This window comes from Collinsella ihumii (genome assembly GCF_900046475.1).
GTDB classification, from domain to species: Bacteria; Actinomycetota; Coriobacteriia; order Coriobacteriales; family Coriobacteriaceae; genus Collinsella; species Collinsella ihumii.
In genome coordinates this window covers 140,454-161,624 of sequence record NZ_FCOU01000009.1, presented here as the reverse complement: position 1 = coordinate 161,624, position 21,171 = coordinate 140,454, and the positions used below count along the sequence as shown (strand labels likewise).

General features: G+C 65.8%; 18 protein-coding genes and 1 tRNA gene. 10 read left to right on the top strand and 9 right to left on the bottom strand.

Going from position 1 to position 21,171, the window contains the following annotated elements; genetic code table 11:
- Positions 1–4 precede the first annotated feature (4 nt).
- Genes nusB through recN form a run of 5 tightly spaced genes read left to right on the top strand, consistent with a single transcriptional unit; the run spans position 5 to position 4,048 of the window.
- Positions 5–526 carry a transcription antitermination factor NusB gene (nusB, locus tag BN3789_RS07440; protein ID WP_066832279.1) on the top strand — a complete coding sequence of 174 codons (522 nt, stop codon included), beginning with the start codon at positions 5–7 and terminating at the stop codon, positions 524–526.
- Entirely contained in the window at positions 519–776 is a 258-nt protein-coding gene (locus BN3789_RS07435) for an exodeoxyribonuclease VII (RefSeq protein WP_066832274.1), read from the top strand. Before nusB ends, BN3789_RS07435 begins: the two co-directional genes overlap by 8 nt.
- Positions 776–1,579, top strand: a complete 804-nt coding sequence (locus BN3789_RS07430; protein ID WP_066832271.1) for a TlyA family RNA methyltransferase — start codon at positions 776–778, stop codon at positions 1,577–1,579. Before BN3789_RS07435 ends, BN3789_RS07430 begins: the two co-directional genes overlap by 1 nt.
- Positions 1,576–2,436: an NAD(+)/NADH kinase gene (locus BN3789_RS07425; protein WP_066832269.1), complete on the top strand. Its 861-nt coding sequence runs from the start codon at positions 1,576–1,578 to the stop codon at positions 2,434–2,436. The genes BN3789_RS07430 and BN3789_RS07425 overlap by 4 nt, the downstream gene beginning before the upstream one ends.
- On the top strand, positions 2,429–4,048 hold the full coding sequence (gene recN / locus BN3789_RS07420) for a DNA repair protein RecN (protein WP_066832266.1): 1,620 nt from the start codon (positions 2,429–2,431) through the stop codon (positions 4,046–4,048). The genes BN3789_RS07425 and recN overlap by 8 nt, the downstream gene beginning before the upstream one ends.
- Positions 4,049–4,144: 96 nt before the next feature.
- On the opposite strand, the gene BN3789_RS07415 is transcribed toward recN, so the two are convergent.
- From BN3789_RS07415 to aroF, 9 genes are read right to left on the bottom strand one after another with little or no spacing between them, the layout of a single operon-like run.
- On the bottom strand, positions 4,145–6,046 hold the full coding sequence (locus tag BN3789_RS07415) for an FUSC family protein (protein WP_066832264.1): 1,902 nt from the start codon (positions 6,044–6,046) through the stop codon (positions 4,145–4,147).
- A gap of 19 nt (positions 6,047–6,065) precedes the next feature.
- Entirely contained in the window at positions 6,066–6,506 is a 441-nt protein-coding gene (gene aroQ / locus BN3789_RS07410) for a type II 3-dehydroquinate dehydratase (protein WP_066832261.1), read from the bottom strand.
- A 35-nt stretch (positions 6,507–6,541) separates the two neighbouring features.
- Positions 6,542–7,780 (bottom strand): shikimate kinase, encoded by a 1,239-nt coding sequence (locus BN3789_RS07405; RefSeq protein ID WP_066832259.1) that lies wholly within the window; start codon positions 7,778–7,780, stop codon positions 6,542–6,544.
- A complete protein-coding gene (locus tag BN3789_RS07400; protein WP_066832252.1) occupies positions 7,781–8,926 on the bottom strand; it encodes a bifunctional chorismate mutase/prephenate dehydratase in 1,146 nt (381 codons plus the stop codon).
- A 51-nt stretch (positions 8,927–8,977) separates the two neighbouring features.
- Positions 8,978–10,081 carry a chorismate synthase gene (aroC, locus tag BN3789_RS07395; protein ID WP_066832250.1) on the bottom strand — a complete coding sequence of 368 codons (1,104 nt, stop codon included), beginning with the start codon at positions 10,079–10,081 and terminating at the stop codon, positions 8,978–8,980.
- A gap of 3 nt (positions 10,082–10,084) precedes the next feature.
- Positions 10,085–11,404, bottom strand: a complete 1,320-nt coding sequence (gene aroA, locus BN3789_RS07390) for a 3-phosphoshikimate 1-carboxyvinyltransferase (RefSeq protein ID WP_066832247.1) — start codon at positions 11,402–11,404, stop codon at positions 10,085–10,087.
- Positions 11,398–12,501 (bottom strand): 3-dehydroquinate synthase, encoded by a 1,104-nt coding sequence (gene aroB, locus BN3789_RS07385; RefSeq protein ID WP_066832240.1) that lies wholly within the window; start codon positions 12,499–12,501, stop codon positions 11,398–11,400. Before aroB ends, aroA begins: the two co-directional genes overlap by 7 nt.
- An 18-nt stretch (positions 12,502–12,519) precedes the next feature.
- Positions 12,520–13,419 carry a prephenate dehydrogenase gene (locus BN3789_RS07380; RefSeq protein WP_066832238.1) on the bottom strand — a complete coding sequence of 300 codons (900 nt, stop codon included), beginning with the start codon at positions 13,417–13,419 and terminating at the stop codon, positions 12,520–12,522.
- On the bottom strand, positions 13,416–14,441 hold the full coding sequence (aroF, locus tag BN3789_RS07375) for a 3-deoxy-7-phosphoheptulonate synthase (protein ID WP_066832236.1): 1,026 nt from the start codon (positions 14,439–14,441) through the stop codon (positions 13,416–13,418). The genes BN3789_RS07380 and aroF overlap by 4 nt, the downstream gene beginning before the upstream one ends.
- A gap of 259 nt (positions 14,442–14,700) precedes the next feature.
- Here aroF and BN3789_RS07370 point away from each other — a divergent pair.
- The 5 genes from BN3789_RS07370 to BN3789_RS07350 all read left to right on the top strand — a co-directional run bounded on the left by BN3789_RS07370 (position 14,701) and on the right by BN3789_RS07350 (position 21,120).
- Positions 14,701–14,777: transfer RNA gene (locus tag BN3789_RS07370), tRNA-Arg, on the top strand.
- A gap of 81 nt (positions 14,778–14,858) precedes the next feature.
- Positions 14,859–17,639: an HAD-IC family P-type ATPase gene (locus BN3789_RS07365; protein WP_066832234.1), complete on the top strand. Its 2,781-nt coding sequence runs from the start codon at positions 14,859–14,861 to the stop codon at positions 17,637–17,639.
- Positions 17,640–17,761: 122 nt separating this feature from the next.
- Positions 17,762–18,877: a zinc ribbon domain-containing protein gene (locus BN3789_RS07360; protein WP_066832231.1), complete on the top strand. Its 1,116-nt coding sequence runs from the start codon at positions 17,762–17,764 to the stop codon at positions 18,875–18,877.
- Between the two features lie 204 nt (positions 18,878–19,081).
- Positions 19,082–19,624, top strand: coding sequence for a peptidylprolyl isomerase (locus BN3789_RS07355; protein WP_066832229.1), 543 nt, complete (start codon positions 19,082–19,084; stop codon positions 19,622–19,624).
- Positions 19,624–21,120: a tetratricopeptide repeat protein gene (locus BN3789_RS07350; RefSeq protein ID WP_066832227.1), complete on the top strand. Its 1,497-nt coding sequence runs from the start codon at positions 19,624–19,626 to the stop codon at positions 21,118–21,120. Before BN3789_RS07355 ends, BN3789_RS07350 begins: the two co-directional genes overlap by 1 nt.
- Positions 21,121–21,171 lie beyond the last annotated feature (51 nt).

Genomic DNA, 21,171 nt, shown 5'->3' with positions numbered 1-21,171 from the left:
ATACGTGAGTCTTAAAGTTGAACGCGGGCGCACCCTTGCCCGCAGCCAGGCGCTGCAGATCCTGTTTCAGGCAGAGGCGCTTGATAAGCCTGTGGACCAGGTGCTCGACGGCGATTTCCTGCTGTCGAAGGGCCCGCTGAACGAGTACGCCGAGAAGCTCGCTCGCGGCTGCTACGCCAACCTCGACCGCATCGACAACGCGCTGCACGAGGTGTCCGATAACTGGAGCCTGTACCGCATGCCGAGCGCCGATCGAAACCTGCTGCGCATCGCGGTGTACGAGATGCGCCTGCAGACCGACGACCCCATCGATGACGCCGTTGTCATAAACGAGGCCGTCGAGGTCGCCAAGGCGTACGGCACCGATGAGTCGGCTCGCTTCGTGAACGGCGTGCTCGGCCGCATCGCCCGTGCAGACGAGCTGCCCGGCCACGATGTTGAGCCCGAGGACGATTCCGACGCCGATGTCGACGTTGATGTCGTCGTGACCGATGCCGTCGATCAAGACGACGAGTCCCATGAGTGATTCCACCCTTCACTCGTTTGACGACCTGACGGGCCGTCTCGATGAGATTATCGCCACCGTCAGGTCCAAGGACACCTCGCTGGAGCGCTGCCTCGACCTGTTCGACGAGGCGATCGGGCTCGGCTCCAAGGCCGTTGATATGGTCGATACGTTCGAGCTTTCGCCCCGTGAGGAAGAGCAGCTGGCCGAGAGCATGGATGAGGATGCCGCCCACGGCGGCACGTCTGGTGCAGAGGAGCAGCAGCACTGATGAAGCGAGTGCGCCTCGACGAAGAGATGGTTGCGCAGGGCCTGTGCGCGGATCGCGCGGAGGCCCTGCGCTTATGCATGGCCGGCCTGGTTTCTAGCGCGGGCGAGAGGCTGGAGTCGGCGGCGACGCGCGTCGTCCCCGGGGTCGAGATCCACGTCAAAGGCCACCTGCCCTATGTGGGACGCGGCGGGCTCAAGCTCGCAGGCGCCCTCGATGCGTTCCAGGTCGATCCGAGCGGCCTGTCCTGCCTGGATATCGGATGCTCGACGGGCGGATTCACCGACTGTCTGCTCCAACGCGGCGCCAACCATGTCGTGGCCGTCGACGTCGGTCGCGCCCAGTTCGCCTGGTCGCTACGAAACGATGAGCGCGTGACGCTGCTCGAGCGCACGAATATCGTCGATGTCCCCGATATGGGCCATGTGCGCTCGTTCGATCTCGCCGTGTGCGACGTGTCCTTCACGAGCATCCGCGTCATCCTTCCCGCCGTTCTCGAGCTCTTGCGCGACTCAGGGCGCTTCCTCACCCTCGTCAAACCGCAGTTCGAGGCGTCTGCCGACGAGGTGGGCGAGGGGGGCATCGTGCGCGACCCCCGCGTGCACGCCCGCGTGCTTCAACAGACCGTCGCGCTGTTCGCCGAAAGCGGCCTGTATCCCGTCGACATCTGCGCATCCCCCATCACGGGCACCAAGGGAAACCGTGAGTTCTTCCTGCTCGGAGACTGCAGCCTGTACCATGCCCGCAGCTCTGAGGAGCTGGCTTGCCAGTGTACGCACCTCAACGTTAAGGCGGTGAACCTATGAAGATCTTTCTCGTCCCCAACTATCAGAAGAGCGAGGCGGTTCAAAGCGGCCTCACGCTCGAGCTGTGGCTGAGCCGTCAGGGCTACGAGGTGGCGTGGGCGGCGGACCAGAAGTCGAAGATCGCCGCCGAACCCGACATCGATGGCAGTGATCTCGTCATTTCCCTCGGCGGCGACGGCACCCTTCTGCGCGCCGTGCGCATCGTGGGGTCCCGCGAGATTCCCATCCTCGGTCTTTCGTACGGGCATCTCGGCTTTTTGACCGCCGCCAGCCCAGAGGAGCGCGACATCCTGCCCGTCGTTGCCGATGCCCTTGCCGGAGAGATGCATGTGAGCCGTCGCGCCACGATCCATTGCGACGTGTATTCCGTCGACGAGCGCGGGGAGGAGCACACCATCAGCGCATTCGGCCTCAACGACATCGCCCTCACCCGTGGCCCGCTCTCAGATATGGTCGAGTTCGACATCTCGGTATCCGGGCACCATATCGACCGCCTGCGCGGCGACGGCGTCGTCGTGTCGACGGCGACCGGATCGACCGGTTACGCCCTGTCGGCCGGCGGCCCCATCGTGAGCCCTGAATACACCGGGCTCGTGTGCGTGCCCATCGCCCCGCACACCATCCAGGCGCGCGCATTTTTGACGTCGCCTTCCGACATCGTCGAGGTGACGATGTCCCATGACCGGCCCTCCGTGCCCGCTATCGCGGTCGACGGCAGGTTCTTGACGCCGACGGGCGTTGTGGAGCGCCTTGTTTCCCGTCGCGGTGAGGCCGATGTCCTGCTGCTCGACTACGGTCCCGAGAGCTTCTACAATTCCGTCTCCCGCGTCTTTTACGGAGTGCGTCGCAATGATTGATGAGCTGCGCGTTTCCAATCTCGCCCTGATCCGCGAGGCGACGCTGGATCCCTGCGAGGGCCTGACGGTACTCACCGGCGAGACGGGTGCGGGCAAGACCGCGCTCCTGTCCGCCTTGAAGCTCATCATGGGGGAGCGCGCCGACTCGTCCATGGTCCGTGAGGGAGAATCCTCCGCTACGGTCGAGGGTCGCCTCTTTCTGGGCGCGCGCGATACCGAGGGCACCGTGGTGCTGCGCCGGCTCGCTTCCGATGGGCGCAGCCGCGTCAAGATCGACGGCTCGCTTGCCAGCGTGCGCGAGCTCGCCGAGCGCGTCGGCTCGAATATCGACCTGTGCGGACAGCACGAGCACCAGCGCCTGCTGGATCCCTCTACTCATGTCGAGATGGTCGATGCGTGGGCGGGTCCCTCGGTTACGGGGCCTCTCGAGGCGTACCGCGCCGCGCTTTCGGCGGCACGTGCGGCGCAGCGGGAGCTCGACCGCGTGGAGGCCGCCTCGCGCACGCAGGGGTCGAGGCTCGAGGAGGCGCGTTTTGCCTACGAGCGCATCTGCGAGGTCGATCCTCGCGAAGGCGAGCTCGAAGAGCTCGAGGAGACGCTGCCGCGTGCGGAGCACGCTGAATCGCTGATCGCGTGCGCGCTCGATGCGGATCGGTACCTTTCGGGCGAGGACGGGTCGCTCGACGCCCTGAACGCGGCGATCGCCGAGCTTTCCCGCATGGGTTCGGTCGATGCCAAGCTCGCCGAGTTCGCCGATTCGTTGGCATCGGCCGCCATCACGCTCGAAGACGTCGCCTCGGAGCTTCGTCGCTATGCCCAGGATATCGATTTCGATCCCGAGCAGCTTGCCGCCGCGCAGGATCGCATGGCGGAGCTGCGCGGCCTCATGCGTCAGTGGGGTCCGCGCATGGAAGATGTGTTCGCCAGGCGCGAGGAGGCCTCTGAGCTGCTCTCCCTGGTCGACGATGCCGACGAGCGGGTCCGTCGTGCCAAGGAGGCCCGTGACAAGGCGGAAGGCGAGCTCGCCAAGGCGGCGCGCGCTCTTATGCGTGCGCGCAACGCCGCGGCTCCGCGCTTTTGCCGCGAGGTGGGCAAGCAGATGATGCGCCTCGAGATGGGGCGCGCCGAGCTCGTTTGGGAGAGCAGGGATCTTCCGCGCGCCTCGTGGACGGAGGCGGGTCCTGCCGCCTGCGAGCTGCTGTATCGCAGCGGCGCCGGCCTGACCCCTCGTCCGCTCAGGCGCATCGCCTCGGGCGGCGAGCTTTCCCGCGTGATGCTCGCCTCCAAGGTCGTGCTCGGCGAGGCGGACGGCGTCGACACCCTCGTGTTCGATGAGGTCGACGCCGGCGTCGGCGGCTCCACTGCACGCGCTTTGGCGCTCGTGCTCGCCGACCTGGCGCGGACGCACCAGGTTATCGTCGTGACGCATCTGGCCCAGGTCGCCGTCATGGGCGATCGCCACTACGTCGTCTCCAAAACGGGCGATGACGTTCCCGAGACGCAGCTCATCCCTGTCGAGGGGGAGGACCGCGTGCGGGAGATCGCGCGCATGCTTTCCGGCGATGCCACCCAGGCCTCGCTCGACCATGCACGGGAGATGCTCAACCGTTAGTCGCATGGTCTTTTGGGGACAGGTGATTTTTATTCATGCCGGCGCCTCCGCGCCGGCATGAATAAAAATCACCTGTCCCCAAAAGACCATGCGAGCTTATTTGAGTTTGATGCGATTGGCCATGTAGTGCTCGAGCGCGTAGCGCAGATCCTCGGAGTGGATTTGCGGGATGAGCTTGCCGGGCAGATAGCTGCGCGACATGGGCATCGTGCGGTCCTTGAGCGTCAGCGCGATATGGCGGATGAGGGCCAGGTCCTCGTCATCGAGCTCGCCCGCTTGGACAAGGTACTCGATCTGCTCGAGTTCAGAGAACATGTGCCAGCGCGTCACCAGGCGTGATTCCTCGTAATCGCGGACCTCTTCGTCATCGATGGCGCGGACGTACGCGATCGCCTCGTCGTAGACGAGATGATAGGCCGAGAGCATCTCGCCTGAGATGCGGAGCTCCACATGCTCGGTCACGCTGCGCTCGACGAACCCCCAGTACGCCTTGATGATGCCGTTCAGCTGGCGCTTGTTGCACTCGAAGATCTTCTCCCGCTTGGAAGGGAGCACGAGGTAGTTGATGACGAGCACGATACCGACGGCCATCAGCACATAGAAGAGGCGCAGCGCCATCGCCGTCGTCTCGTCGATCGTGAGCGATGTCATCATCAGCGCGAACGAGGTGGCGAAGATGGCCTGGACCCAGCTGCCCGGCGTGCAGGCGTACACCAGCAGGATCATGACCATGCAGAAGCAGTACACGGCGAGCGGGTCGTGGATGATATGGGACGCCGCGAACACCACGATACAGCCGATGGCGGTGCCGAGCGGACGCGTGCGCATGCGATGCGTGCTCTCCTCGTAGCTCGGCATGAGAAGCAGAAACGCGTTCAGGGGCACCCAGTAGACATGGTTCGCGCCCCACAGCATGCTCATGGAGCAGGTGATGACCAGAACGACCGAAAGGCGCGTGGCGAATCGGAACTCAAAGGAATCGCTGTCGAGGTGGTGGATGAAGTTGGCCGCGATGTCGCGCAGCGGGGCCACGCGCCAGGGGAGATGCCGGCGGCGCTCGGGGGCCTGGGAGGTGATGAGCATCAGCGTGTGCAGCACGCTGTGGAAGAAGATGCGCGTCCGTCCCTCGGGCAGGTCGACCATGCTGAGAATCATCTTCAGCATGCGGTGGACCGCCGCGCATTCGGCCGGCGTCGACGCGGCGCGCACCTGCCTGACCATCGCGGCGACGTGATGGAAGACGGACAGGTCGACATCGTGCTCGCGGCCGGAGCGCCAGGCGGGGTCCGAAAGCAGGTAGATGGCACGCTGGAAGAGCGTGGCGTACAGATAGTATTTCAGCGTCGTGCGGTTTGGCTCCTGGAACAGCTTGCGGCTGCTGAAGCAGAGCCGGTCGAACGTCTTCTCGAGTTTGAGGAATTCCTGGGACAGCAGGGCGGGCGACTCTCCGTCGGCGAGACGGTCGAGCAGCTCCGCCAGGTGCCCGAGGCTCTCATCGAGCTCGCGCTCCGGATCGCGCGAGCGGCCCTTGTACCACCGCGTGAAATACAGCACGACCACCAGCACGACGGTGGCGTAGACCGTGGACGCCAGCTGGATCAAGAACTCGTCGGGCGAGTGCGGGATCAGCTCGAGGAACACGAAGGCCATGACGTACCCGAAGTACGCCTTCTGGTCGAACTGGTTCGACTGGATCACGACGAGCAGGAACGGCACGATGATGTTCAGCGCGATGCAGCAGAGGATGTTGAGCGTCGCTAGGTAGGAGAGGATGTTCAAGAAGGGGAGCGTGATGAGGATGCGCCCCAGCAGGGACGTCGAGAAGGCGACGTTGCGCTTGGTGCGAAAGATCACGATGATGGGCGAGATGATCATCGTGTAGGTGCTGCCGAACAGGGCGATGATCGAGGCGAACAGCAGCGTATAGAGCGCGCCGGATGAAAGCGCATCTGAGAGGCGCTCTTTGGCCTGTTGTCCCGCATGCCGTATGTCGACCATCGCTGCCCGTTCGCCGCCGTCAGCCGTGCTGCAGGTGGTCGGCAAGCAGCCTCAGCGCATGGGCGTACCCCTGCAGGCCCTCGCCGGTGATGGTCTTGATGCAGGCTGCGCGCACATACGAGATCTGGCGGAACTCCTCGCGATCCTCGACCGCGGAGATGTGCACCTCGATGCACGGCAGGCTGACGGCCTTCACCGCATCGAGAATGCCGACGCTCGTGTGCGTGTAGGCGGCCGGGTTGATGACGATGCCGTCGTAGGTGCCGAGCGCATGCTGGATCTGGTCGATGAGGTCTCCCTCGTGGTTGGACTGGTATACCGCGACCTCATCGAATCCGGCGTCCGCCCCCGCCTTCTTGCAGAGGGCGACCAGGTCCTCATAGGTCTCGCGACCGTAGATATCCGGCTCGCGCACGCCGAGCATGTTCAGGTTCGGTCCGTTCAGGACAAGTGCTTTCACGGCGCTTCCTCCTTACGCGTTGCGTTCGATGGGGCTCAGTGCGCAAGCCCGAGTTCGTCAATGACGGCCTCGGCGGTGCGCTCGGCGCAATCGCGCGACTTGACGATGAGGTCCGCCCAGGCGCGGTACAGGCCCATGCGCTGGTCGGCAAGCTTCTGCACGCCGTCGCGTGCGGATATCGGCCTGCCTGCGGACGAGAGCTCGCCGAGTGGACGGTCGAGCATGATGATACGGCTGTTCTCATGCAGCAGCTCGTAGTTTTCGGGACGCGTGACCACGCCGCCGCCGCACGAGATGACAAGGCCCGACCGTGCGCCCAGCTCCCGCAGGCACGCGGTCTCCTCCTGCCTGAAGGCCTCTTCGCCCGACGTGGTGATGAACTCCGCGCAGCTGCGGCCGGTGCGCGCGGCGAATGCGGCGTCGGCGTCGACGTGCTCGCGACCGAGCATGCGCGCAAGGTTCTGCCCGACGCGGGTCTTCCCGCTGCCCGGCATGCCGATCAGGGCGATGTTCTGCGTCGAGGCCGAGAGCCGCTCGGTCACCTCGACGATGCGCGCGTCGTCGATTTGCGCGCCCGTGTAGCGCTCGACGGCCTGCGCCGCCTGCGCGACGAGCATCAGCAGGCCGCCCGCGGTGGCGATGCCGAGGCGCTCGGCCTGCATCATGATGCCGGTGCGCGCCGGGTTGTAGACGATGTCGATGACGGCGTCGAGGTTGTCGAAGCGCTCGAGATCGAGGGGCGAGGCGGGGCAGTTGGGGTACATGCCCACGGGCGTGCAGTTGACGATGAGCTCGACGTCGCGGTACGCGTCGAGATCGTCGTAGGTCACCTCAGCGCTGCGTCCGACCGTGATCGCGCGCACGCCCATATCGGACAGGACGGTGCGCGCCGTCGTCCCGGCTCCTCCGCTGCCCCCGAGCACGAGCGCGGTCGTTCCGGCCACATCGATGCCCAGCGACTCGACCAGGAACTTGAACCCGAAGTAATCGGTGTTGTCTCCACGCAGGCGCCCGTCAGCAAGGCGCACGATCGTGTTCACGTTCCCAAGGCGCTCGGCCGCTTCGGCGAGCTCATCGAGATAGGGCATCACGGCCCGCTTGTAGGGGATCGTGACGTTGACGCCCTCCCATTCGTCTCCGCGCAGGAACTCCTCGAGCTGCTCGGGCTCCCGCTCGAAGCGTACGTAGTCCATATCGGCGAGATCGCGGTAGATGGCGGGGGTGTAGCTGTGCTTGAGTGTGCGTCCGAGCACGCCGTAGGGGCGCGTCGCCATCTAGACCACCTCCGTGTACGATCCGATGTAGGTGTAGCGCTCGCACACGTCGTCGAGGGCGTCGAGCAGCGTGTTGAGCGCCGGCGTGCCGAAGGGGCAGTCGAGGTCGAAGTAGAACATGAACTCGAAGTCCCGGTTGCCGATGGGGCGGCTCTCGAGCTTGACGAGGTTGATGTCGAGCGCGTAGAGCCGTTCGAGCACCCGGTAGAGCGAGCCGGGGGCGTGCGGCAGGGTCAGCATCAGCGACGTGCGCGTGGCGCCGGGGTAGATGCGCGGGGTTGCGGACACGACGACGAAACGGGTGAAGTTGCTCCCCTCGTTTTGGATGTCCTCCCACAGGACATCGAGCCCGTACAGCGAGGCGCAGTCTCGAGAGGAGAGCGCGGCGATGTCGCGACGCTCGCTGGTGGCGACGCGCTCCGCCGCCTTCGCGGTGTTTTCGCACACGTGCACGCGCACGCCGAGCTCCTCGATCGCGTCGGAGCATTGCGCGAGGGCCTGCTCATGGGAATAGACCTCGTGGATGTCCTCGAGGCGCACGCCGGGCTTTGCGAGCAGCTGATGATCGATCTTGAGCCGCAGGGAGCGCACGATGGAGAACCGGTACTGCGCGAGCAGGTCGTAGACGGCGTTCACCGATCCGGCGGTGGAGTTCTCGATGGGAAGGACGCCGAACTCGACCAGGCCGTCGCGCACCGCGCGGAACACGCCCTCGAACGAGGTCATGAACGTGATCTTGGGCACTTTGAACAGCTTGCAGGCAGCGATCTGGCTGTAGGCTCCCTCGACGCCCTGGCAGGCGACGGTGGCCGTGGTGGGGAACGGCTGGTCGACCGGCATGAGCGATGCGAGGGCGCGCGACGTCACGCTTTCGGGGTCGCCCTCGTGCAGAATCTTGAGCTGAGCCGCCTTGTTCATGCTCATCAGCAGCGAGAACAGGCTCGAGACCTCGGGGGCGAGCTCCTCGGGCGCCGCATGGACCAGCGTGTGGAGCTTGTCGCGCTCCCGGGCGGGGTCGAACACCGCCTTGCCGGTGCGCTTCTTTGACGCGGCCACCTCGGCGGCAAGGCCCATGCGCTCGACGAACAGATCGAGGATGCCGGCATCGATCTCATCGAGACGGGCGCGAATGTCGGTTAGTTCCATGGTTGTTCCTCAACGGTACGGTAGATGGGGCGTATCTAGAAACGGGCTCGATCAGGCGGGAAAGCGGAAGCCGTCTTCCAGCATGGCGTCGAGCAGGGCGAGGGCGCACGCGGCCTCGGCGACGGGTATGGCGCGCGGCACGATGCACGGGTCGTGGCGCCCGCGGACGGTCAGGTCCGCGTCCGCGCCCGCGTCCATGTCGACGCTGCGCTGCGGGGTTCCGATCGATGGCGTCGGCTTGACGGCCATGCGCCAGATGACGGGCGCTCCCGTGGAGATGCCGCCCAGGATGCCCCCGGCGTTGTTGGTCTGGGGGCGCACCTCGGTGGCCTCCATGCGGTAGGGGTCGTTGTTCTCGCTGCCGTGCATCCGCGCGGCAGCGAATCCGGCGCCGAATTCGACGCCCTTGACGGCGGGGATGCCGAACGCGATGCGGGCGATGCGGTTCTCCAGGCCGTCGAACATGGGGTCGCCGACTCCCACGGGGACCCCGTAGGCCGCGCATTCAATCACGCCGCCGACGCTGTCCATCTGCTGCTTCGCCTCCAGGATGCACGAGCGCATCCGGCTTGCCGCCATGGAGCTGATACACGGCAGCGGATTGGCCGAAATCAGGGTCGTCTGGGCCTCGTTGAGCTTCATCGGGTCGAGCGGCATGTCCACGACGGGCTCGGGCCCCAGGCTCGCGATGTGGGCGACGATGCGGATGCCGTGCAGGGAGAGCGCCTGCAGGGCGATGCCGCCCGCGATGCACAGCGGGGCGGTCAGCCTTCCGGAGAAATGGCCGCCGCCGGAGACGTCGTGGTTGTTCGCGTACTTGATGCGCGCCGGATAGTCGGCATGGCCCGGGCGCGGGATGCGCCTGAGCTCGGCGTAGTCGACCGATCTCGTGTTGGTGTTGCGGATGATCGCCGCGATCGGGGCGCCGTTGGTGTGCCCGTCGGTGATGCCGGCGATGAATTCCGGCCGGTCGGCCTCCTTGCGCGCGGTCGATGTCGGCGCATGGCCGGGCGCGCGCCGATCGAGGAAGCGCTGCAGCTCGTCAGCGTCGACCGGGATCCCCGCGGGGATCCCGTCGAGGGAGCACCCGATGGCGGGGGAGTGCGACTGGCCGAATATGGAGAGCGTGACCGCGTTGCCGAATACCGATGCCATGCGCTACTCCTCGGTCAGCTCGACGCGTCCGCCGAGCATGCGGTAGTGGTCGAAGAACGCCGGGTACGACTTGCGGACCGCCTCGGCGCCATGGATGAGCACCTCGCCGTCGCAGCGGATGGCGGCGATGGCGGCCATCATGGCGATGCGGTGATCGTTGTGCGAATCGACCTCGCCGCCGGACAGGCGCTCCTGCCCGTAGATGACGAGGCTGTCATGATCGATGGTGACATGCGCGCCGAGCGCGGCGAGCTCGGATGCCGTCGTGGCCAGGCGATCGGATTCCTTGATGCGCAGACGGGCGCAGTCGCGAATGATAGTCGTGCCGTCGGCGCACGCCGCGACGGCGGAGATGACGGGCACCAGATCGGGGATGTCCTGCGCGCTCATCGAGAAGGCGTGCAGGTTGTCCGGTTGCACGATGGCGGCTTCTGATGCGCGCTTCGTGCGCGCGCCGAAACGAGAGAGGGCGGCGAGCACGTTGCGGTCCCCTTGGGCGGAGGTCAGGGAGATCCCGCGGACCTCGACGGGCTCGTTTCCGAGCGCTCCCGCGCACAGCCAGAAGGCGGCGTTCGACCAGTCGCCCTCGACCTTGACCTCGCCGGGCGTGCGGTAGACGTTGCCGCTCGAGCGGAAGCGCGTGATGTCGTCGATCCCGTTGGGAGCCGTCATGCGCTCGATGGCGATGTCGACACCGAACAGCTTGAGCGCCTGCACGGTCAGGTTGATATACGGCCTGCTCTCGATGCGGCCGTGCACCTCGATCTCCGAGTCGCCGGGCAGCAGGGGGAACGACAGCAGCAAACCCGAGATGAACTGCGAGCTCACCGTACCGGGGAGCACGAAACGCCCCGGGCGCAGCCGTCCCGACGTGACGAGCGGGAAGCCGCCGTCGGCGGACAGCGTACAGCCTGCCGCCATGAGCTCGTCGGTGAGGGGCGTGAGGGGGCGCTCGCCGAGGCGCTGGGCGCCGACGAAGGTCGCCTGCGCCCCGAGTGCGCAGGCGACGGGCAGCATGAAGCGCAGCGTGCTTCCTGACTCGCCGCAGTCGAGCTTGGCGCCCTGGAACGCCTTGAGGATGCCGAGCTCGATGCTCTTGGGAACGGGGTGGACCTCATATCCGTCGTCGACGACGTTGATGCGCGCCCCGAGCGAGGTGAGGCAGCGCACGGTCGCGTCAATGTCCGCGCACGTGGTGTTGCAGACGACATGCGTCGTCCCGCTCGACAGCGCTGCCGCGATGATGAGGCGGTGCGCCATGGATTTCGAGGCGATAGCCGGGACGGATCCGGCGAGCGGGGTCGGGGTAATGCGGGCTAGCATGCGATGTCACCCTCCTGCATCTCGAGTCCTTCGGAAATGATCGAGCGGAATTCCTCCAGATCGGTGGGCTCGATGGAGCACGCGCCGATGGCATGCGGGATGACCAGGTCGATCGAATCCCCGCGACGCTTCTTATCATGGAGCGCCGCGGCGTAGATCTCCTCGACGTTGCGGCTGCAGGTGTTCTGGAGCCCATGGGCGGCAGTCAGGGAGCGGATGCGCGAAGGCACCTCGGCGTCGCAGTACCCGCGGTGCGCGGACGCCGACGCGATGAGGTTCATGCCGATGGCAACGCACGTGCCGTGCCCGAGGCGGTAGCTCTCGGACGCCTCCACCGCATGGCCGATGCTGTGCCCGAAGTTGAGCAGCTTGCGTACGGACGATTCGCGCTCGTCGGCCACCACGATGGCCCTCTTGATGTCGATGTTGCGCGCAACGAGCAAAGCGACGCGCGAGACGTCCTCCATCAGGAGGTCGAGCGTGAGCGGCGTGCGCTCCAGCTCCTCGAACAGGTCGGCGTCGGCGATGGCCGCGTGCTTGATCACCTCGCCGCAGCCGTCGGCGAACTGCTCGCGCTCGAGCGTGGCGAGGCAGCCGATATCGGCGATGACGAGCTTGGGCTGCCAGAAGGCGCCCGCGAGGTTCTTTCCCGCCGCGAGGTCGATGGCGCACTTGCCGCCGACCGAGGAGTCGACCATGGCGAGCAGGCTGGTGGGAACCTGCACGAAGCTGCAGCCGCGCATATAGGTTGCCGCGGCAAAGCCGGCCATATCTCCGGTGACGCCGCCGCCCAGGGCGACGACCACATCGGAGCGGGTCATCTCATGGCGGGCCATGAACTCGAGGATCGAGACGTACGTGTCGGCGCGCTTGTGCTCCTCACCCGCCTCGAACGTGAACACGTCGACCGCGTAGCCGGCCTCTTCCAGGCTTTTGCGCACGGGCAGCGCATAGAGCGGGCCCACGTTCGTGTCGGTGACGATCACGGCACGCTCGCCGCCGCACGCCTCGCGCGTCAGCGTGCCGGCCTGCTCGAGCAGCATCGTGCCGATATAGACGCGATAGGGCTGCTTGGTATCGATGTCGAGGATATACATATTCGGCCTTTCGGTGGATTACGATGCGCGTTCGTTGGCGTCGTCGAGGCTCCGCTTGATGCGGTCGCCCTCGGCGAGCAGCATGCGGAGCCGGTCCCGGTCGCCCGCATCGAGCGCGTCGCGATACGCGGAGAGCGCATCGATGAGCCAGGTGATCTCCTGGCTCAGGTTCTTCGCGTCGTCGCACATGAGCTCTGCCCACATGGACGGGTTCAGGTGGGCGACGCGCGTGAGGTCGCGATAGCTCCCCGCCGAGAACCCATGATGGACCTGCGCGGTCGGGCTCTTGACGTACGCGTTGGACACGACGTGCGCGAGCTGGCTCGTGAACGCGATGACCGCGTCGTGGGCCTCGGGCGTCGTGACGCTGAACGTGCCGAAGCGAAGCGGCGCGAGCAGCGTGTTCACGCGGTCGAGAAGCGTCAGGCGTGAGATGTCGTCGACGGGCGGCGGCGTGAGCACCATGGGGGCCCCGCAGAAGAGGTCGGCGCGCGCGAAGGCGAAACCCGAGTTCTCGGTTCCTGCCATGGGGTGGGCTCCCACGAACGCGAACGAATGGTCGCGCGCGAGCTCGAAGGCGCGCTCGCAGACGGCGGTCTTGACGCCGGCGGTGTCGATGACCACCGGGCCCGTTCCGGCAGCCGGGTCGGAGCAGGATCCGAGCAGTTCGGCGTGCTCCTTAAGCCATGCGGTGCAGGCGCCGGGGTAGGCGGCGAGCACGATCAGGTCGCATTCGGGGATGGTCCGCTCGTCGAGCTCGCCGGCGATCGTCTCTATGCGCGCGGCGTCCATGGTGTCGGCGCTCGTGTCGTATGCAAAGACCGTCGCCCCGGCCGCGCGGTAGGCGCGGGCGAAGCTGCCCCCGATGAGACCCAGGCCGACGATGCCGATGCGCATGTCCTGCGCCCGGGTGGTCATGATTGATCATCGCCCGTCGAGATGACGGCTCGGATGGCCCGGATGCGGTCCATCGTGCGGTCGAACTGATCCGGGGTGAGCGCCTGGGAGCCGTCCGACCACGCTTTCTCCGGGCAGTCGTGCACCTCGATCTCAAGGCCGTCGGCACCGGCGGCGCAGGCGGCGAGCGCCATGGGTTCCACGTAGCGGGTGTAGCCGGTCGCGTGGCTCGGGTCGGCCACGACCGGCAGGTGGGACAGGTAGTGGAGGACGGGGACCGCGTTCAGGTCGAAGGTGTTGCGCGTGCGCGTCTCGAACGTGCGGATGCCGCGCTCGCACAGGATCACGTTCTCGTTGCCCTCGCTCATGATGTACTCGGCTGCCATGAGCAGCTCGTCGATCGTGCCCGACATGCCGCGCTTCAAAAGGACGGGGGTCGTGGTCTTTCCGACCTCTTTGAGCAGGGGGAAGTTTTGCGCATTGCGCGCGCCGATCTGCATGACGTCGATGCCGCGGTCCACGAACAGCTGGACATCGCGCGGGTCCATGACCTCGGTCACGATCGGCATGTCGAGCTCTCCTGCCGCCTCGATGAGCAAATCGAGACCCTCGGTCCCCATGCCCTGGTATGCGTAGGGCGAGGTGCGGGGCTTGAACGCGCCGCCGCGCAGCATGGTGGCGCCCGCCTTCTTCACGCGCCGGGCGATGGTCAGGAGGTTCTTGCCCTCTACGGAGCAGGGGCCCGCGATAACCTGGAAGTTGCCCCCGCCGATCTTCACGCCGTGCCCGCAGTCGACCACGGTGTCGGCGGGATGGAACTTCCTGTTCGCCTTCTTGAACGGTTCGGAGACGCGCTGAACGCGCTCCACGATGTCCATGGACTCCAGCAGAAACGGGTCTATCTTGGTCGTGTCGCCGACGAGTCCGATAACGATCTCGTTCTCGCCATAGGACACGTTGGTCTGAAGACCCTTCTTCTCGATCCAAGAGACAAGGTGGTTGACGGCGTCGTCAGATGCGCTTTTGCGCAGAATGGCGATCATGGCGCTCCTTTCCGGTCAGGGTAATAGGGCAGTGTATACCAAACGTTCGCTCTGCTGCACTGCAGTGTTCAACTTTAATCTGTTCGTAGCCTCCGGGGCGAACTTTTAGGGACAGTCCCCTTTGGTTCACGGCGGCGCACGTGCGCCGCCGTGAACCAAAGGGGACTGTCCCTAAAAGTTCGCCGCCGAAAGTTCACGCATGGGACTTGTGTGGATAGTGGCGCGCCCCGCGCTCGGTCGCTATAATCGATTGCGTTGCGCCCCATTAGCTCAGGGGATGAGAGCGTCTGCCTCCGGAGCAGAAGGCCGTTGGTTCGAATCCAACATGGGGCACCAAGCGAGTCTGTTGAGAACCGCGTCGGATGACGGCGCTGGTTCTCTTTTCATATTGGCCGACCGTGATGTTCAAGGAGCGCCATGGCAACCCACGATCCCGACTCATACGCCGCAGCGGCGGGAGAGCCGCTTTCCGGCCTTTCCCTCGACGAGGTCCAGCAGCGCATCGATGCCGGACAGGTGAATGTCAACATGGAGCTCAAGACCAAGTCGGTTCGCGAGCTCATCATCGAGAACACGCTCACCCTGTTCAACCTGATCAACGTGATCCTCGCGGTGCTCGTGATCATCACGGGGTCGTTCAAGAACCTCACCTTCCTGCTGATCGTGATTCTGAACACGGGCATCGGGATCTTCCAGTCGCTGCGCTCCAAGCGGATGGTCGACAAGCTCACCCTGCTTGTGAGCAAGCGGGCCCGCGTCATCCGCGGCGGGGAGGAGTCCGAGATCGATCTCGAGCAGATCGTCAAGGACGATATCGTCCGCCTCGGGCGCGGAGACCAGATTCCCGCGGACGCTGTCGTGGTCCAAGGCGAGGCCCAGGTCAACGAGAGCCTGCTGACCGGCGAGAGCGACCTGATCCGCAAGATCCCCGGCAGCCATCTCATGAGCGGCAGCTTCGTCGACTCGGGCGTCGTGTGCGCCCGTGTCGAGCACGTCGGCGCCGACAACTACGTCGCGCGCATCAACAACGAGGCGAAGTACGTCAAGAAGGTCAACTCCGAGATCATGAACGCGTTGAACGCCATCGTGCGGTTCGCGAGCGCCATCATGCTCCCGCTTGGCATCGCGCTCTTCCTGTCGAGCGCCTACGAGTCGTACGCGCGCTGGGCCGCGGCGGCGGGAGGGTCTGCTGCCTCCATCCTGACCTGGCTGTTCTCCGGCTCTGCGGCTTGGGGCGAGGTCAGCGCGGCGATCCTCTCCACGGTCGGCGCCCTTCTCGGGATGATTCCCCAGGGCCTCGTGCTGCTCACCTCCTCGGTTCTCGCCATCGCCACGTTCCGCCTCGCGAGGCGGAACGTGCTCGCGCAGCAGCTGTACTGCATCGAGACGCTTGCGCGCGTCGACGTGCTGTGCCTCGATAAGACCGGTACCATCACGTCGGGGCGCATGGAGGTCGAGGGCGTCTACGCCGTGGGCGACAACGGCCAGGCGGTCCCGCTCGCCGACATCGAGCCCGAGCGCGCCGCCGGCATCGACGCGGCGCTTGCCGGCATCGCGCGCGCGACATCTGCCGACGCGAACGAGACCTGCCGCGCCATCCTCGACTACTACGCCAAGCGCACGTCCGGCGAGCTCCAGGCCCTCGCCGTCGTTCCGTTCTCGTCGACGAAGAAGTGGAGCGGCGCCTCCTTTGCCGAGGGGGCCTATATCATGGGCGCCGCGCAGTTCTGCCTGCCCGAGCGCGCGTTCGGCGTCGTGCGCGACGCGGTGTTCGCCCTCGCGGAGACCTGCCGCGTTCTGGTGATCGCCAGGGTCGACGGCTTCACGGATGAGGGCGATATGATCGGGGAGGCCCAGCCGATCGGATTCGTCACCATCCGCGATGAGATCCGATCCTCCGCCGCGGACACGATCCGCTATTTCTGCCAGCAGGGCGTCACGCTCAACGTCATCTCCGGCGACGACCCGCGCACCGTGTCCTCTATCGCCAAGGTGGTCGGCGTGCCGGGGGCCGAGTCGTATGTGGACGCCACCTCGCTCGACACCCCCGCCAAGATCGAGGCGGCGATCGATCGCTACCACGTGTTCGGGCGCGTGACGCCCCAGCAGAAGCGCGAGCTCGTCGTCGCCCTCAAGGAGCGCGGCCACACGGTGGCGATGACCGGCGACGGCGTCAACGACGTCTTGGCCCTGAAGGAGGCGGACTGCTCGGTCGCGATGGCCGCCGGCTCCGACGCGGCGCGCAACGTCGCCGAGATCGTGCTCGTCGACAACGACTTCGCCTCGATGCCCGAGGTCGTGGCGGAAGGCCGCCGCTCCATCAACAACCTGCAGCGATCCGCCGCGCTGTTCCTCACCAAGACGCTCTTCTCGATGGGCCTCGCGGCGCTTTGCATCTTCTTCCCGCCCTATCCGTTCCAGCCCATCACGATGACGGTCATCAACTTCTTCTGCATCGGGTTCCCGAGCTTCGTGCTCGCCCTCGAGCCCAACCGTGCGCGCGTGCAGGGCAAGTTCCTCACGAACGTGCTCAAGCGCGCGTGTCCCGCCTCGCTCGCCGTGCTCGTCTCGTGCTGCCTGTGCATGCTCGTCGCCGGCAACTTCGGCCTTGGCGAGCAGGCGCTCTCGACGATGTGCCTCATTTCGACGGCGGCGGTGGGCTGCAGCCTGATCTGGCGCATCTCCTATCCCTTCACGCGGCTGCGCCTCGCGGTCTTCATCTTCGTCGTCGTGGGCCTCGCGTGCGCCATCGTGCTGTTCCCCGAGTTCTTCTCGATCGCGGCGCTCTCGGTGCCCATTATCGCCTCAACGCTTGTTTCAGCCCTCGTCGGCATCGTCCTGTTCTTCACCGTGGCGCGCGTCGTCGACCGGGCGGCCGCCAAGCGCAGCCGTTCCGCCACGGGGTTCGGGCGCGGCGTCAAGATGTCGCTGGGCCGCGGTTCCCACAGGGTGACATCGACCGGGTCGAGCGCGCGCAGGGGGATTCGCACCGTGACCAGCATGGTTTCGCGCCATCGCGAGCAGCGCGACCTGTCTCGTGCCCAGGTGTCCGCCTCGAAGGCGGTCAAATCGGAGTCTGACGCCGCGCGCCGCAAGCGCCAGCGCCGTGTGGTGCAATCCTCCTCGGGCATCAAGGTCTCGATGGGGAAGCGCTCGCGCCCGGCGTCGCGCGACGATACGTCGCAAGCCGGCCGGTAACATATCTTTCGTGCATGCTCCCGCCGGCTCAAGGTCTGCACAACGAGGTGGTATCCTAGTACACAGTCGCGCTGATGCGCGACGCCTGATCACCTGATGAACGTACGCGAAATGGGGATGCTGTGATCTGTCCGCACTGCCTGAAGACAATCGATGACGGGGAGACGTTCTGCCCGCACTGCCATGGGTATGTCGGCGGATCATCGAGCTCCGATTTCGTGTTCTGCGAAGGATGCGGCGCCCGCCTGTCCGTCCATGACCGCACGTGCCCCAAGTGCGGCCGTCCGGCCCCGGGCATCCTGTCCACCGAGTCCTCCTCATCCGACCTCGCCGCCGGCAAGACGGCGAGCTTTCCCCGCTTGACGAAAAACCTCATCCAGACCGAGGTTCCGGGGGCCGAGCCGGTCTCCGTCGCGCGCGCGCTCGACGATTCGGTCGACCCCTCCGAGACGAACGTGCTCAACAGGAGCGATCTTGAGGAGGCGCAGGGCAAACGGCGCGCCAAGAAGGCCCGTCCCGCAGATGAGGACCCCTATCATCCGCATAAGCGCTCGTATAAGGGCCTCATCATCACCCTCGTGGTGCTCGCCCTGATCGGCGGCGCGGCGGTTTTCATCATCAAGGACCCCCTGGGCGTCATGCCCGGGTTCTACCATGCGTTCCAACAGGCCGCAAGCGATACGTTCCCGAGCAGGCAGGTGGGCGAGAACGGCGAACTGCCGACCGATACGGTGGGAGACGCCGCGGGCGACGACGCTTCCGAGCAGCGCACGCTGACCGACGAAGAGGTGTATATCCAGCTGACGACGATCTACGAGCGCATCGTCTCCTACGATTCCGCAGAGGCGATCGGCGAGGTGATCGACGCGTTCAACGGGTGGTATCTCGACCCCGACCTGTCCGTTCGCCAGCAGCGCTCGAAATCCGCATACTCGCTGCGCGATTCCATCCAGGCCACGATCGATGAGCTCGACAACCTCAACGTGTCCGAGACGACCGTCTACACCGAGGAGATCGACCATCTGCGCCAGCTCGCCGAATGGATGTACGGCCGCGTCAACCAGATCTGCGAGTCCTGGGACGTATCGCTTGCGATACCCGAAGGGGAGTCGACGACCGCGCAGCAAGACGAGATCTTGGCGCCTATGCGCCGCGCCGGCAACGAGGACCTCGAGAACTTCGATGCCTACGTCAACGAATGGCGTCCCCTCCCGCCCGAGGAGGCCGCAAACGAGTGATTCGCAGCACCCCGGTTATTCGCCGGGGTGCATTTTTAGTATGAGTGGAGGCTCCGACGCACGCATCCTTGCCGCGCGATGGCCGCTTCGGTTCGCCTCCGCGCGACCCTGAACCTCACAATTTCCTTGCCATTGTTATGAATCCAGCGGTATTTGCTAGAATTGACGGGATACGTTGTCAATTTGAGCAGAAGGGGTCTCCGTATGTTCGGAAAGAAGCTGTATACCCCCGCTTACGAAGTTGCTGGTGACGAAGTAGCGGTGATCGAGACGTCCAAGGGCACTATCCGCGTTCGCCTTGATGGCGCCGGCGCCCCCATCCACGTCGCCAATTTCTGCGAGCTCGCGCAGGGTGGCTTCTACGATGGGTTGAAGTTCCACCGCTATGTCCCCGGTTTCGTCATCCAGGGCGGAGACCCCAACACGCGCGACATGACGCCCGAGCAGGTCGCCGCCGGCCAGGCCGGACCCTCCGGACGCCCGGGCACGGGTGGCCCCGGATACTGCATCAAAGGCGAGTTCACCACCAATCCCAACAACAGCCACGATGACGGTGCGCTTGCGATGGCCCGTTCCATGGATCCCGATTCCGCCGGGTCCCAGTTCTACTTCTGCCTTGGTCCCCAGCACGGGCTTGACTCGGGCTACACCGTGTTCGGCCAGACCCTCGAGGGCCTTGAGGTCATTTCCCAGCTGCGTGCAGGCGACGAGATCGTCCACGTCGACATCGTCCATAAGGAGCTCTAGTGAACGCACAGTATTTCGATCGTGCCCGTGCAGCACTGCGCTCGGGTGACTATTCCGCGGCAGCGAGCATGTTTTTGGCATGCAAGGAGCCCGGCGAGGTGGCCGGCGAGGTCGACCACCTTCGCGGCAACGCCCTGATGAAGCTCGGCCTGTACGCCGATGCCGAGGCCGCTTACACCGAGGCTCTCGAGGACGCCGCATACGGCAAAGCGGGCGCGCTGCTCACCAACCGCGGCAAGGCCCAGGCTGCCCGCGGTGACTACGAGGCGGCCGTCGAGTCCTTCACCGCCGCGACCAAGGACGCCTCCTACGCGACCCCGTACAAGGCCTACCTCGGTCTTGCGAACGCGCTGCTCAAGCTCGACCGCGTGACCGATGCCGGCGTCGCGTTCCGGTCGGCTGCCATCGACGGGGCGAATCCCGCCCCGGCTTCCGCCCTGGCGAGCCTGGGCGACTGCTTCGTCAAGCTGGGCCGTCCCGCCGATGCGGTCGAGTCCTACCTCACGGCGCTCGATTACGTGAGCCCGCATGACGACCCGCGTGCCATCGAGGCCGGCCTCGGTATCGCGTACGCCGCGGCCGGTCGCTCCAACGACGCCGTCGATGCGTTCAACCGCGCGACATCCGATGGCATCTATCAGCTCGATTCCGATCAGCAGGCCGCCTTCGAGCAGGCCAAGGAGGACGTCGCCAACCGCGCCGCCATCGTGGCGCAGAGGCAGGCTGCCGCCCCGGCTGCGGCCTTTGGCGCGCCGCAGCCCGTCGACCCGCTCGATCCCACGGGGAGCACCGGCGGCTTCATGCCCGACCCCTCCGACACCGGCTTTTTCACCATGACCGAGTCCGAGATGATCCAGCAGGACCGTCGCGAGACCAAGATCCGCCGCAAGAAGCGCCACACGGGCCTGAAGGTCTTCATCGTCCTGCTCCTGCTGATCATCATCGCGGCAGGCGGCCTTGGCTTCGCCTACACCCGCGGATTCGGCTTCCCCTCGCAGCAGGACGCCATCTCCGGCCTGCTGCAGGCGGTCAACAGCGGCGAGGATGCCAACCAGTACCTCTCGCCGAACCTGTCCGATGACGCCAAGTCCATGATCACCTCGTCCCTTGAGGGCCTGGGCGACGCGACGGCGACCGTCACGGGCCTCGATGCCGGCATGACCGAAAGCGACGCCACGGTCGACGTCACCATGCCCCAGGGCGGCACGGTGACCTATCAGGTCCACCTCGTCCGCAGCTCCAACCACATCGGATGGGCTGTCGAGTCGCTCACCATGGACTTCGGCACCGATGACCAGCAGGCGGTCGACACGACCGGCACTGCCACAGATGCGACCGGCTCGGATACGGGCTCTTTGTCCACCGACCTGGACTCCACCGACGTCGCGCCTGACGCCACCGGCACCGACGACTCCTCCTCGACCGATCAGTCCGCCGATGACACCGCAGGCGCGACCGACGGGGACGCCGCGGACGGCACCGCCGATACCATGTAATATTTGCTAGAGCGGCGTCTGTGCCCCCGAGCACGCGCCGCTCTGCACTAC